At 62.9% G+C, this 13,651-nt stretch carries 13 protein-coding genes; all 13 read left to right on the top strand.

What is annotated here, in order from left to right; all coding sequences use genetic code 11:
• The first annotated feature begins 33 nt into the window (after positions 1-33).
• The 13 genes from ACR0BA_RS06425 to ACR0BA_RS06365 all read left to right on the top strand — a co-directional run bounded on the left by ACR0BA_RS06425 (position 34) and on the right by ACR0BA_RS06365 (position 13,629).
• Complete coding sequence (locus ACR0BA_RS06425; RefSeq protein ID WP_480726989.1) at positions 34-282, top strand: DUF2484 family protein; 249 nt, start codon at positions 34-36, stop codon at positions 280-282.
• Positions 279-521: a DUF2484 family protein gene (locus tag ACR0BA_RS06420; protein WP_170441924.1), complete on the top strand. Its 243-nt coding sequence runs from the start codon at positions 279-281 to the stop codon at positions 519-521. Before ACR0BA_RS06425 ends, ACR0BA_RS06420 begins: the two co-directional genes overlap by 4 nt.
• Before the next feature lie 55 nt (positions 522-576).
• On the top strand, positions 577-1,503 hold the full coding sequence (gene murB / locus ACR0BA_RS06415; RefSeq protein ID WP_480726988.1) for a UDP-N-acetylmuramate dehydrogenase: 927 nt from the start codon (positions 577-579) through the stop codon (positions 1,501-1,503).
• 104 nt (positions 1,504-1,607) lie between these two features.
• Entirely contained in the window at positions 1,608-2,528 is a 921-nt protein-coding gene (locus ACR0BA_RS06410; RefSeq protein WP_170581470.1) for a D-alanine--D-alanine ligase, read from the top strand.
• Complete coding sequence (locus tag ACR0BA_RS06405) at positions 2,516-3,523, top strand: cell division protein FtsQ/DivIB (RefSeq protein WP_480726987.1); 1,008 nt, start codon at positions 2,516-2,518, stop codon at positions 3,521-3,523. The genes ACR0BA_RS06410 and ACR0BA_RS06405 overlap by 13 nt, the downstream gene beginning before the upstream one ends.
• 7 nt (positions 3,524-3,530) lie before the next feature.
• Positions 3,531-4,865, top strand: coding sequence for a cell division protein FtsA (ftsA, locus tag ACR0BA_RS06400; RefSeq protein ID WP_093964849.1), 1,335 nt, complete (start codon positions 3,531-3,533; stop codon positions 4,863-4,865).
• A gap of 19 nt (positions 4,866-4,884) precedes the next feature.
• Positions 4,885-5,268: a hypothetical protein gene (locus tag ACR0BA_RS06395; protein WP_260065228.1), complete on the top strand. Its 384-nt coding sequence runs from the start codon at positions 4,885-4,887 to the stop codon at positions 5,266-5,268.
• 344 nt (positions 5,269-5,612) lie between these two features.
• The gene (gene ftsZ, locus ACR0BA_RS06390; RefSeq protein WP_170368145.1) at positions 5,613-7,244 is read left to right on the top strand and encodes a cell division protein FtsZ; all 1,632 of its coding nucleotides are present in this window, start codon (positions 5,613-5,615) and stop codon (positions 7,242-7,244) included.
• 213 nt (positions 7,245-7,457) lie between these two features.
• The gene (lpxC, locus tag ACR0BA_RS06385; RefSeq protein WP_093964852.1) at positions 7,458-8,378 is read left to right on the top strand and encodes a UDP-3-O-acyl-N-acetylglucosamine deacetylase; all 921 of its coding nucleotides are present in this window, start codon (positions 7,458-7,460) and stop codon (positions 8,376-8,378) included.
• Positions 8,379-8,503: 125 nt separating this feature from the next.
• Complete coding sequence (locus ACR0BA_RS06380) at positions 8,504-9,367, top strand: outer membrane protein assembly factor BamD (RefSeq protein ID WP_170340921.1); 864 nt, start codon at positions 8,504-8,506, stop codon at positions 9,365-9,367.
• 36 nt (positions 9,368-9,403) lie between these two features.
• On the top strand, positions 9,404-11,053 hold the full coding sequence (gene recN, locus ACR0BA_RS06375) for a DNA repair protein RecN (protein ID WP_480726984.1): 1,650 nt from the start codon (positions 9,404-9,406) through the stop codon (positions 11,051-11,053).
• A 101-nt stretch (positions 11,054-11,154) separates the two neighbouring features.
• Positions 11,155-12,840: a chloride channel protein gene (locus tag ACR0BA_RS06370; RefSeq protein WP_093964854.1), complete on the top strand. Its 1,686-nt coding sequence runs from the start codon at positions 11,155-11,157 to the stop codon at positions 12,838-12,840.
• A gap of 123 nt (positions 12,841-12,963) precedes the next feature.
• Positions 12,964-13,629, top strand: coding sequence for an outer membrane protein (locus ACR0BA_RS06365; RefSeq protein ID WP_170598474.1), 666 nt, complete (start codon positions 12,964-12,966; stop codon positions 13,627-13,629).
• The last annotated feature ends 22 nt before the right edge of the window (positions 13,630-13,651 follow it).

Here is a 13,651-nt window from a genome sequence, read left to right as displayed (position 1 = left end):
GCCCTGGTGCGTGACTCATTTGCGGAGAGAACCATGGATTATTCCGTCATCTTTGCCGCCCTTTGGGTGATCTGCGCCACTGTCGTGGCGCTGTTGCCGATGCGCCTGCAATTCCCGCCGGGCATCGTGCTGCTGATCTGCGCGCCGGTTCTGATCGTCTGGCTGGGTGTGGTACATGGCTGGCTGATCGGAGTGCTGGCTTTTGCCGGGTTCGTATCGATGTTCCGAAACCCCATCCGGTACTACTGGCGCAAATGGTCCGGCCGCGAGGTGGGGCAATGAGCTGGTCGCTTGCGCTTGCAGCCCTGTGGGGCATCGCCGCCAACGTGCTGGCCATGATCCCCAGCAAGGACAACCACTGGACCCGCGCCTATGCGCTGATCGCGGTGGGCATCCCGATCCTGGGTTATGTCACCTATGAAAACGGCCCCTGGGTCGGCCTGTTCGTTTTGGCCGCCGGCATGTCGGTGCTGCGCTGGCCGGTGATCTACCTCGGGCGGTGGCTGCGGCGGCGGATTTGACCCTGCGGCTTGGAACGGGCTTGCCACGCCCCGCCGAATCCGCGATCTAGCCTCAATGACCACTTTGCCAACGCCTCAAGGCCGCCTGACGCCGAACCGACCACTGAACGACCTCACGTGGCTGCGTGTCGGCGGCCCGGCGGATTATCTGTTTCAGCCGGCTGACCTTGAGGATTTGCAGGCCTTTCTGCGCGACCTTCCGGCCGAGGTGCCGGTGTTTCCCATGGGCGTCGGCTCGAACCTGATCGTGCGCGACGGGGGCTTGCGGGCCGTTGTGATCCGGCTGGGGCGCGGCTTCAACGGCATCGCGGTCGACGGCACCACCGTCACCGCGGGGGCAGCCGCGCTGGATGCGCATGTGGCGCGCAAGGCGGCGGATGCGGGGGTGGACCTCACCTTTCTGCGGACGATTCCGGGTTCCATCGGTGGGGCCGTGCGGATGAACGCCGGCTGCTATGGCAGCTACACGGCGGATGTTCTGAAATCGGCTACGATCGTCACCCGGCAGGGCGAGGTGGTCGAGTTGAAACCAGCCGATCTGAACTTCCGCTATCGCCAGTCCGACCTGCCCGAGGGTGCGGTGCTGGTGTCGGCCACGTTCCAGGGCCCGGCGGGTGACCCGGCCGACCTGCACGCCCGGATGGAGGCGCAGCTGAAAAAGCGAGACGAGACCCAGCCCACCAAGGACCGCAGCGCCGGGTCGACCTTCCGCAATCCGGCGGGGTTTTCCTCGACCGGGCGGGCCGATGATGTGCACGACCTGAAGGCCTGGAAGGTGATCGACGACGCCGGAATGCGCGGCGCCCGGCGCGGAGGCGCACAGATGAGCCCCAAGCACTCGAATTTCCTGATCAACACCGGAAACGCCACCGCCGCCGACCTCGAAGGGCTGGGTGAAGAGGTGCGAAAAAAGGTTTACGAAACAAGCGGGATCACGCTAGAGTGGGAAATCATGCGGGTCGGTGATCCGCTGACAGATTAAAGCCCCGACCGTCAGACCAAAACAGGCAAATTCAGGCGACGGATCAAAGGCATAACGAAATACGGACCACCAGATAAGGTCCGGGGACATTGAGGCGCACGAACGTGGGTAGGTCGAGCAGGACAAACCCCAAAGTGGCGGTATTGATGGGTGGCCCCTCGGCGGAGCGCGAGGTGTCTCTCAGCAGCGGGCGCGAATGCGCAGCCGCCCTTGTGGGAGAAGGGATCGAGGTCGTCGAGCTGGACGCCGGTCCCGACCTTTGTGCGCGTTTGCAGGACATCAAGCCCGACGTGGTCTTCAACGCCTTGCATGGCCGCTGGGGCGAGGACGGTTGCGTGCAGGGTCTGCTGGAGTGGCTGCGAATGCCCTACACGCATTCCGGCGTTCTTGCCTCAGCGCTGGCCATGGACAAACAGCGCAGCAAAGAGGTTTTCCGCGCGGCCGGCCTGCCCGTGGCCGACAGCGTGATCGTCCCGAAATCGGACGTGATGGCGGGGCACGTCATGCCCGCGCCATATGTGGTCAAGCCCAACAACGAAGGTTCGAGCGTCGGGATCTATCTGGTGTTCGAAGGCTCGAACGGCCCGCCGCAGCTGTCGGAGGACATGCCCGAACAGGTCATGGTCGAGCAATACGTCGCCGGGCGCGAGTTGACGGTGACCGTGATGGGCGACCGCGCCCTGACCGTGACCGAGATCCTGACCGACGGCTGGTATGACTACGACGCCAAATACAAGCCCGGCGGATCACGCCACGTGCTGCCCGCCGATATCCCGCCGCGGATCTTCGATCTGTGCATGGATTACGCCCTGCGTGCCCATCAAGTTTTGGGCTGCCGGGGCGTCAGCCGTACCGATTACCGCTGGGACGAGGCCCGGGGCGAAAAGGGCCTGTTCCTGCTGGAGACCAACACCCAGCCGGGTATGACCCCCACCTCGCTGGTGCCTGAACAAGCCGCGCATCTGGGCATGACCTTCGGTCAGCTCTGCGCCTGGATGGTCGAGGACGCCTCATGCGACCGCTGACCGCCACTCGTGCGCCGGTGATCCACCGCGCCAAGCCTCTGTCCGGCCCGGATGCCGAGTTCCAGTCTGCGGACGCCGACGCCGAACGTGCAGAGCCCAAATTGCTGTTGCGCGGTGGTAGGTTTTTCCGCCGTGGCAAGGGCCGTGCGGACCCGGCACCGTCGCGGTTCAGTTATCGGTTCCAGCGATGGATGCTGACGCCGGGAATCCGGCTGGGGGTCAAGATAGGTGTGCCGCTCTGCGCGGTCGTGGCAACGGTTGGGCTCTACTTCGCGGCCGAAGAGCGGCGAGAAGCGGTTCGGGCGCAGGTGGACAACCTGATCACGTCGTTCCAAGAGCGTCCTGAATTCATGGTCAAGCTCATGGCTATCGACGGGGCGGGGGCCGGCCTTGCTGATGACATCCGCGAAGTCGTGCCTTTGGACTTCCCGCTCAGCTCCTGGGACCTGGATGTCGAGCAGATCCGGGATACGATCACCGGCTTGGATCCGGTCAAATCGGCAACCGTGCGGATCCGTCCGGGCGGCATTCTGCAGGTCGATGTTGTCGAACGTCAGCCCGTGATCGTCTGGCGCACCCGTGAAGGCATCCAGCTGTTGGACGAAACGGGCACCCACGTGGCCGAGATCGCGGCTCGGACCGAGCGCTCCGATCTTCCGCTGATTGCCGGTCAGGGTGCAGATCAGCATGTGGCCGAGGCACTGGAACTTCTCGCCACCGCGCGCAGCCTGGGCAGCCGGGTGCGCGGTCTGGTCCGCGTCGGCGAGCGGCGCTGGGACCTGGTTCTGGACCGAGGCCAACGGGTCATGCTGCCGACGGAACGTCCGGTGCGCGCGCTCGAGCGTGTACTGGCGGTGAACGAGGTGCAGGACCTTTTGGAACGGGATGTTGCCGTGGTCGATATGCGCATTGGGGCGCGGCCGACCATTCGGATGACAGAAGCCGCCAGCGCAGACTGGTGGAATACAAAAGTGACTATGGGTAACGGGCAGTAATACGATGATGACGGATCTCTATCAGTCTCAACGCGCAATGCGCCAGATGCGCAGACAGGCCATGCAACGCGGTGTCGTTGCGATCCTGGATGTCGGAAGTTCCAAGATCGCCTGTCTTGTGCTGCGGTTTGATGGGTCGGCGCGGCTCAGCGAGGACAACTCGATCGGGTCCATGGCCGGGCAGACCGGGTTCCGGGTGATCGGTGCGGCGACGACCCGATCGCGCGGGGTGCGCTTTGGTGAGATCACGGCCATGCAGGAAACCGAGCGCGCCATCCGCACCGCGCTGCAGGCTGCTCAGAAGATGGCCGATATCAGGGTAGACCATGTGATCGCCTGTTTCTCGGGGGCAAACCCTCGGTCTTATGGGCTGGATGCGCAGGTGGATCTGGACGGTCAGCTGGTGACCGAGGCCGAGATCGGTCGTGTCCTGAACGCTTGCGATGTCCCGGACTATGGGGCAGGGCGCGAGGTGCTGCATGCACAACCTGTGAACTTCGCTCTGGACAACCGATCTGGCTTGATCGACCCGCGGGGGCAGATGGGCCAGACGCTTGCGGTCGACATGCACATGTTGACGGTCGATGCGGTTGCGATTCAGAACATCGTTCGTTGCGTCAAGCGGTGCGACCTGGAATTGGCGGGCATCGCGAATTCGGCCTATGTGTCGGGGATTTCTGCGCTGGTCGAAGACGAACAGGAACTTGGAGCGGCCTGTATCGACATGGGCGGTGGGTCCACCGGCGTTTCGATCTTCATCAAAAAGCACATGATCTATGCTGACAGTGTTCGCATGGGCGGGGATCATGTCACCAGTGACATTTCGATGGGGCTTGGTGTGTCCGCCTCGGTTGCCGAGCGGATCAAGACCTTCAATGGCGGGGTTCACGCCACCGGAGCCGATGACCGCGACATGATCGACATTGGCGGCGACACCGGGGATTGGGAACACGACCGGCGCACCGTCAGCCGTGCCGAGCTGATCGGCATCATGCGTCCGCGCGTCGAGGAAATCCTGGAGGAAGTCCGTGTTCGGCTGGACGCTGCAGGGTTCGAACATATGCCAAGCCAACAGATCGTTCTGACTGGTGGAGCCAGTCAGATCCCCGGTCTGGATGGGCTGGCCAGCCGCATACTGGGTCAGCGGGTGCGTCTGGGCCGACCGCTGCGTGTGCATGGGTTGCCGCAATCCGCGACGGGCCCGGGGTTCTCCTCGGCGGTCGGTCTTGCGCTGTTCGCGGCGCATCCGCAGGACGAATGGTGGGATTTTGAAATCCCGGTCGATACCTACGCAGCACGGCCATTCAAGCGTGCCGTGCGCTGGTTCCGTGACAACTGGTAGGTTCCTGCTCCGGGCTGCGGTGTTTTGCGCAGCCTGGGTTCCGGCTGCGGCTGTCGCGCAGACCCGTATCTCGCCCGAAGCATTCCTGGACGCGGTGGTCGGAAAAACCGTCACGTTCCACGAATTGACCAGCGGTATGCTTGTGGGCACCGAGGAGTTCCTCAGCCCAACCCGCTCGGTCTGGCGGCGAGAGGGCGAGGGCTGTGTCTATGGCCAGATCACGACGCCTGACGGCAAGCTGTGCTTCCTCTACGACACCGAGCCCGGCCCTGTGTGCTGGTGGCCATTCGAGCATGATGGGCGGTTGCTGGTCCGGATCGCGCGGCTGGGGGATGGCGAAATCCAGGAAGTCAGCGGATTTTCGGACGACGGCCTGGATTGTCCTTCCGTTCCCATCAGCTGAAAATTCCGGTTGCGGTGCAGGGATTTATCCCTCAGAATATCAACAAGGCCCGTCAGAGGCTCGTCGGCAGGACCCGAGCAGTCAGCCGCAGTTTGAACAGGATGTCCAGCATCGCACCCGCCAAATCAGGCTGGGCGTTTTCGCGTGTGTGGTGGTCTGTCCGCCCTGAACCGCTAGATTTGCGCAGGCGGGCGAAATGCCGCGAAAAACCGCCTTATTTCTTCCATATTTTGTGGATTCACGCGATTTTTGGCGTGACGTTTGACGTTTGGAAAGGTAGAATCACAAGCGGATAGGCAAGAAAAACACCGCTTTGCGGGATCATAAATACAGGCGGACAGAGCATGACATTGAATCTTTCGATGCCCGGGCACGACGAACTCAAGCCTCGGATTACGGTATTTGGCGTAGGCGGTGCAGGTGGAAACGCCGTCAACAACATGATTGAAAAACAACTCGACGGCGTTGACTTCGTGGTGGCCAACACGGACGCGCAGGCACTGCAGCAAAGCCGCTCTTCGGCTCGGGTGCAGCTGGGCATCAAGGTGACCGAGGGTCTGGGCGCGGGCGCCCGCGCATCGGTCGGTGCCGCCGCCGCCGAAGAGAGCATCGAGCAGATCGTCGATCACCTGGCCGGCGCGCATATGTGCTTCATCACCGCCGGCATGGGCGGGGGCACCGGTACCGGCGCCGCTCCGATCATCGCGCAGGCTGCGCGTGAGCTGGGTGTGCTGACCGTGGGCGTGGTGACCAAGCCGTTCCAGTTCGAGGGCGCCAAGCGCATGCGTCAGGCCGAAGATGGCGTCGAGGCGCTGCAAAAGGTCGTCGACACGCTGATCATCATCCCCAACCAGAACCTGTTCCGTCTGGCCAACGAAAAGACCACGTTCACCGAGGCCTTCTCGATGGCCGATGATGTGCTGTACCAGGGCGTCAAGGGCGTGACTGATCTGATGGTGCGTCCGGGCCTGATCAACCTCGACTTCGCCGACGTCCGCGCGGTGATGGACGAGATGGGCAAGGCCATGATGGGCACGGGCGAGGCCGAGGGCGAAGATCGCGCCATCCAGGCTGCGGAAAAGGCTATCGCCAACCCGCTTCTGGACGAAATCAGCCTCAAGGGCGCCAAGGGCGTGTTGATCAACATCACCGGCAGCCATGACCTGACTCTGTTCGAACTGGACGAGGCCGCCAACCGCATCCGCGAGGAAGTGGACCCCGAGGCCAACATCATCGTCGGCTCGACGCTGGATCCCGAGATGGAAGGCAAGATGCGCGTCTCGGTCGTGGCAACCGGCATCGACGCCAGCGAAAGCGGCTCCGAGGCGCCGGCGCCGCGCCGGTCCATGTCCGCTCCTCTGACCCGTACCGTATCGGCGGAAGAAGAAGCAGCACAGCCGGCTCCGGTCGCGGCGGAAGTTGCTGAACCGGCTCCGCAGCCCGAAGCTCCGCGCGAACCGTCTCTGTTTGAAGCGGCCGAAGAGCCTTCGCACACGACTTTGCAATTCGGTCAAGGCGCGGATGAGGCTGTCGAGGACGATGACGACGGGCTGCCTCCTCCGGCCTATCAGCCACGCAGCGCCGAGTTCGATCCGCAGCCCGAGCCGGTCGAACGCCCGGCGGAAAGCTATCAGCCGCAACAGGTGCCGCATACCCCTGGAACGCCTTCGCCGGCCGCGCTGGAACGGCTGCAGGCGGCTGTTCAGAACGTACCGACTTCGGCCCAGCGTCTGACCGCGTCGCGCCCGCAGGAACCGGCGCCGCAGCGCCAGCCCGCCGCCGAGGAACGGCCGCGGTTCGGGTTCAACCGTTTGATCGACCGGATGACTGGGCATGCCCCGGATACCCCCGCTCAACCGGCCCGGCAACAGCCTGCGATGCGCCAGACTGACGCTACGGCACCCTCGCATGAGGAGGTCGATCCCGAGCAGGAGCGTATCGAAATTCCGGCTTTCCTGCGCCGTCAGGCCAACTGATCGCGGTAACAATATCCACTCACGGGGTCGCCGAAAGGCGGCCCTTTTTCCTTTTGATGCAAACGTTTAAGTGCCAGTAAGCAGGGTTTTGCCGATCTGTTGCAGAACTGTTTCATTCAGTTACAAAGAGTGAGTTGAGCCTTGATGCGCGCTTCCTTAACTGAGGGTGCAACACAGCCGAAAAAGGCTGGACACCGCTCACCGAGGTTCAATTTGCAACAGACGCTCAAATCTTCGATCACGTTCAAAGGCGTGGGCCTGCACAGTGGCAAGCCCGCGACGATGGTTCTGAAACCGGCAGCTGCCGGTCACGGAATCTGGTTCAAGCGGACAGATATCGAACTGGGCAATGCGTTGATCCCGGCCATCTACGATGTGGTCGAAAGAACCCAACTATGCACGCGCCTGGTCAATGACGCCGGCGTTTCGGTGTCGACTGTCGAGCATATCATGGCTGCGCTGGCAGGGTGCGGGATCCACAACGCCCTGATCGAGATTGATGGACCCGAAGTTCCTATCATGGACGGTTCTTCGATCGACTTCGTGCGCGGTATCATCGCCAAGGGCGTCCGCCGTCAGGCCAGCCCGGTTCTGGCGTATGAGGTCCTCAAGCCGGTCGTGGCCGAGCGGGAAGGTGCCCGTGCCTCGATCCGGCCGGCAGACGGTTTGATCATCGAGTTCCACATCGATTTCGAAGACACTGCGATCGGCAGCCAGTCGAAGATCCTGGATATGCGCAACGGGTCGTTTGCAAGGGAACTTTCCGACTGCCGGACCTTCTGCCGCCGAACCGATGTTGAGGCGATGCGCGAAAACGGTCTGGCCTTGGGTGGCACTCTGGAGAATGCGGTTGTTGTTCAAGGGGCCGAAGTACTGACACCGGGTGGCTTCCGTCACCAGGATGAAGCGGTGCGCCACAAAATGCTGGACGCGTTGGGAGACCTGTATCTGGCCGGCGGCCCGATCTTTGGTCACTTCGTCGGCGAGAAATCCGGCCATGCCATGACCAACACATTGCTGCGCAAGCTGTTCGAGACGCCTGGCGCCGTGCGACCGGTGCTGTGTACGCCTGAGCAAGCCGCACAACTTCCCGGGCAGGGGTTGGTCTGGGACGAAATCCCCGAAGTTGCCTGATCCGGCCCGGCCCGGCGACAAATCGGTCGTGGGGCCGATAAGGCGTTTTGCACCGGAATTTTATGTGCTAGACCAAAGCTCAATCCGGGGTTACCCAAAGAGACAAGACGACTAGGATGGGCGGTATGGTTGGCACCAAAGCGGCAGTCAGGCTTGCGGGCGCGATTCTTCTGGCAGCTACTTTGACGGCCTGCGGCAACGCGGGCGGCCTGTTTGGTAACAAGGGCGCTGACAAGTCCCAGAACCTTGAAGGCTTTACGCCCGAGCAGATCTACACCCGTGGCGAATACGAGCTTGCGCAGAATCGTCCCGCAGATGCGGCCTGGTACTTTTCCGAAGTCGAACGGCTTTATCCCTATTCCGACTGGGCCAAGCGGTCACTGATCATGCAGGCTTTCGCGTTCCACTCGGACAAGGAGTATGAAGAAAGCCGCGCCGCCGCGCAGCGGTATATCGACTTCTACCCAACCGACGAAGACGCAGCTTATGCGCAGTACCTTCTGGCGCTCAGCTACTATGACCAGATCGACGAGGTCGGCCGCGACCAGGGTCTGACCTTCCAGGCGTTGCAGGCGCTGCGCACGGTGATCGAGGTCTATCCCGACAGCGAATACGCCACCTCGGCCGTGCTGAAATTCGATCTGGCCTTCGACCATCTGGCGGGCAAGGAAATGGAGATTGGGCGCTATTACCTGCGTCAGGATCACTATACTGCGGCCATCAACCGTTTCCGTGTCGTGGTCGAGGATTTCCAGACCACCAGCCACACAGCCGAGGCGCTGTACCGCTTGGTCGAGGCTTATCTGGCCTTGGGGCTGGTCGACGAGGCTCAATCGGCCGGCGCGATCCTGGGCTACAACTACCAGTCGTCTGAATGGTATGACGCGGCTTACAAGCTGCTGACCTCGCGCGGGCTTGAACTCAAGAGCCGCGGCAACAACTGGCTCAGCACGATCTACCGCCAGACCATCAAGGGCCAGTGGTTGTAATCGCCATGGTCACAGGCTTGGGACGCTGACGACCCGATGCTGCGCGCCCTTGATATTCGCGATATGCTGATCATCGACCGGCTGGAATTGACCTTTCAGCCGGGCTTGAACGCACTGACCGGCGAGACGGGGGCGGGCAAGTCGATCCTGCTCGACTCGCTGGGCTTTGTGCTGGGCTGGCGCGGTCGGGCCGAACTGGTCCGGCAGGGGGCCGCGCAGGGCGAGGTCGTGGCCGAGTTCGAACTGCCCGAGGGCCATCCTGCCCATGCGATCCTGGCCGAGGCTGGTTTGCCCGGCGGGGCAGAGCTGATCCTGCGCCGCGTCAACACCGCCGAGGGGCGCAAGACCGCTTGGGTCAACGACCGCCGCTGCTCGGGCGAGGTGCTGCGGGCGCTGTCGGAAACCTTAGTCGAACTGCACGGCCAGCATGATGACCGCGGCCTGCTGAACCCGCGCGGCCATCGCGCCATGCTGGACGCCTATGCCGGGGCCGAGCCGCAATTGGCCGCCGTGCGCGCCGCCTGGACCGAGATGGCGCGGGCCCGCAAGGCCCTTGCCGAGACCGAGACCGCCGTGGCCGCCGTGCGCAGCGAAGAAGAATTTCTGCGGCATTCCGTGGCCGAACTCGACAAACTTGATCCGCAGCCGGGCGAGGACGCCGAACTCGACGCGCGCCGCCGGATGATGCAGGGGGCCGAGCGCATCCGCGACGACGTGGCCCGCGCCTTTGCCCTGCTGGGCGGTGACGGGGCCGAAGGTGCGATGGCAGATGCCGTGCGCTGGCTGGAAGGCGTCGCCGACCGGGCCGAGGGCCAGCTGGACGAGCCGATCGCCGCCTTGGGGCGCGCCCTTATCGAACTGGGCGAGGCGCAGGACGGCGTGACCGCCTGCCTCGAGGCGCTGGACTTCAACCCTGTCGAGTTGGAGCAGACCGAGGAACGTCTGTTTGCCATCCGCGCACTGGCCCGCAAACATGACGTGGCGCCCGATGACCTGAGCGGTTTCGCCGACACGCTGCGCGCCCGTCTGGGCCAGCTTGAGGCCGGAGACGCCGACCTGGCCGACCGCCGTGTTGCGGTTCAGACCGCGCAGGCCGCCTATGACGCGGCCGCCGAGGCGCTCGGCGCTCTGCGGCGAACGGCGGCCGGCCGGCTGGACGCGGCGGTGATGGCCGAGCTTGCGCCGCTGAAGATGGAGCGTGCGGTGTTCCAAACCCAGATCACGCCCGCCGACCCCGGACCCGAAGGGCAGGACGCCGTGGCCTTTACCGTGGCCACCAACCCGGGCGCGCCGTCGGGTCCGCTGAACAAGATCGCCTCGGGTGGAGAACTCAGCCGCTTTCTGCTGGCGCTCAAGGTGTGCCTGTCGGGCGACGACAGCACCCGCACCATGATCTTTGACGAAATCGACCGCGGGGTGGGTGGCGCCACCGCGGACGCCGTGGGCCGCAGGCTGGCGGCGCTGGCGCAGGGTGGGCAGGTGCTGGTGGTAACCCATTCGCCGCAGGTCGCGGCCCGCGCGGCGCATCACTGGCGGGTTCAGAAACACGTGACCGACGGGCAAACCCTGTCGACCGTCCTGCCGCTGTCCGAACCGGACCGTATCGACGAGATCGCGCGCATGGTTTCGGGCGACGTCATCACGGATGAAGCCCGCGCGGCCGCCCGTTCGTTGTTGCAAGCCTGATGCAGCCAGGCGGCGACACTTGCCTTCAATATCTTGTCAGCCGACTTTTCTACGCGCTCGGCGTGGCTTAGTAAGGGATACCTGTTTATCCACAAAGCCCTATGACACAATCAACCCGAACCGTCCTGCGCACTCAGCTCAACCAGGCCCTGGCCGCGCTCAAGGACGCGTGGCGGGTGCTGCGGCACCGCGGGCCAAGCCAGATCCAGTTCTGGTTCATCGCGCTGGTGATCGGGATCACGGCGGGTTTCATGGCCTTGGGGTTTCGCAAGGGGATCGCGGCCCTGCAAGCGCTGGTCTATCAGACCGACGACATCCTGTTTCTGCACAGCTTTGCCGAGAAACTGCACTGGACCTGGATTTTGGCAATCCCCACGGTTGGAGGGCTGGTCGTCGGGATCATCCTGCACCGTTTTACCGATGACGGGAGAGTTCGGTCTGTCGCCGATGTGATCGAAGGATCCGCGATCAGCGATGGCCGGGTCGAAACCAAAGCCGGGGTCGCGTCGTTTTTCGCCTCGCTGATCACACTCAGCACGGGCGGGTCGACGGGCCGGGAAGGACCTGTCGTGCACATGGCCGGCGTGATTTCGACCTGGGTGTGCCAGCGCATCAATGCGGATGGAATAACCGGCCGCGACCTGCTGGGTTGCGCGGTGGCCGCGGCTGTATCGGCCAGTTTCAACGCCCCGATCGCCGGAGCGCTGTTCGCGCTGGAAGTCGTGTTGCGCCATTTTGCAGTCCACGCATTCGCACCGATCGTGATCGCGTCGGTGGCTGGCACCGTCATCAACCGGCTGGCATATGGCGATGTGACAGAGTTTGTCCTGGATACGCCCGGATCCCTGCAATTCTACGTCGAACTTCCGGCCTTTTTGATCCTTGGGCTGATCTGTGGGCTGGTCTCGCTGTTGCTGATGCGGTCGATCTTTTTTGCCGAAGATTTTGGCAATCACGTGCAGGCGCGCCTGTCGCTGCCGCGCTGGCTGCGACCCGCCGTGTCCGGCGCGATGCTGGGCGTGCTGGCGGTGTGGTTCCCGCATATCATCGGCGTCGGATACGAGACGACCATCCGTGCCCTGACCGGAGATCTGGTGCTGACCACGGCCATCCTGTTTGCCGTGATGAAAACCGTGGCAGTGGCCATTACCATGGGTGGACGTATGGGCGGCGGGGTATTTTCTCCGTCGTTGATGATCGGCGCGCTAACCGGCCTTGCCTTTGGCCTGATCGCCACAGGCCTTCTGCCAAGCGTTTCGGGCACGCATACGCTTTATGCCTTTGCCGGCATGGGTGCTGTCGCGGCGGCGGTTCTGGGCGCTCCGATTTCGACCACGTTGATTGTGTTTGAATTGACCGGAGACTGGCAGATCGGGCTTGCCGTGATGGTCTCGGTGTCGATGTCCACGGCGTTGGCCTCCCGCCTTGTGGACCGGTCCTTCTTCCTGACCCAGCTTGAGCGCCGCGGGGTGCATTTGGCCGCCGGGCCACAGGCTTATTTGCTGGCGATGCTGCGCGCCGGGGCCGTGATGCGACCGCTGGGAGATCCGAATACGGCAAGCAGGGAAGAGGTTCAGGAGATGATTGAGCAGGGTCTGTGCGTCCGGGCCAGCGCAACCCTCGAGGCGGCAATGCCGTATTTCGATCGAGACGGAATCACCTGGCTCCCGGTGGTCGTTCGGGATGACGACGGGGTCGAGAACCCGGTCGGAGCCTTGTACCACGTGGACGCATTGAAGGCGTACAATCGTGCACTGGCCGCAACAGCGGCCGAGGAACACTCATGACGCAGCAGTGGCAGGCGGGCCACTGAGAGTTTCTCTTTGATTTTGACGCCTTGTCAAAAAGTGAGAGCATTCTAGCCTGATGGAAGAATTATCCCTGATAGTCACTTTGATTGAGGTGTGAACATGGCTTTCGAACGGTCTTCTTTGCTGACTGTGGTGGTTGCGGTTTCGATGATTGGTGCTGTCCCCGCGCGGGCGCAGGAGGCTCCGTACGTGACCGGCTTTCTCGGTATCACCGATATGGGCGACTATGATTTTGATTTTTTCCAGACAATTCCTTCGGTCGTGGTTGGCCAAGGCACCATCACAACCGACAATGGAGTAACCTACGGTCTGGCCGTCGGACTACGTGTCGCGCCAAATCTGCGGGCCGAGTTCGAACTTTCATATGCTTCGAATGATACCAAGGAAATCGGTCGCCCGTTTGCTCAGTATGACGGAAGCTTTGATGCGACCTTCGGGATGGCAAACCTTTGGTATGACGTCCCGGTTCAGGGCAGGTTCAAGCCCTATGTTGGGGGCGGGCTCGGGTTTGCGCGCGTGTCCCATGACGGTCAGTCTGGTGCTGGCGTCACATTGGTCGATGACAGCGACACCGCCATTGCGGGGCAATTGGGGTTTGGCGGACGCTTTCAGGTAGGGGAACGCGGGAACATTGACATCGGGTACCGCTACAAGACGACCGGCGATCTTGATTTCACCACGACCCAAGTGTTCATCCCGACAGATCTCGCGAATGGCCGCTACTCTTCGCACTCGCTCATTGTCGGATACAGCTACAGTTTCTGACAGACGTAGTTGAGGGCCAGGT

Source organism: Ruegeria sp. CI5 (assembly GCF_056536885.1).
This window is presented reverse-complemented; position numbering and strand designations above follow the sequence as displayed.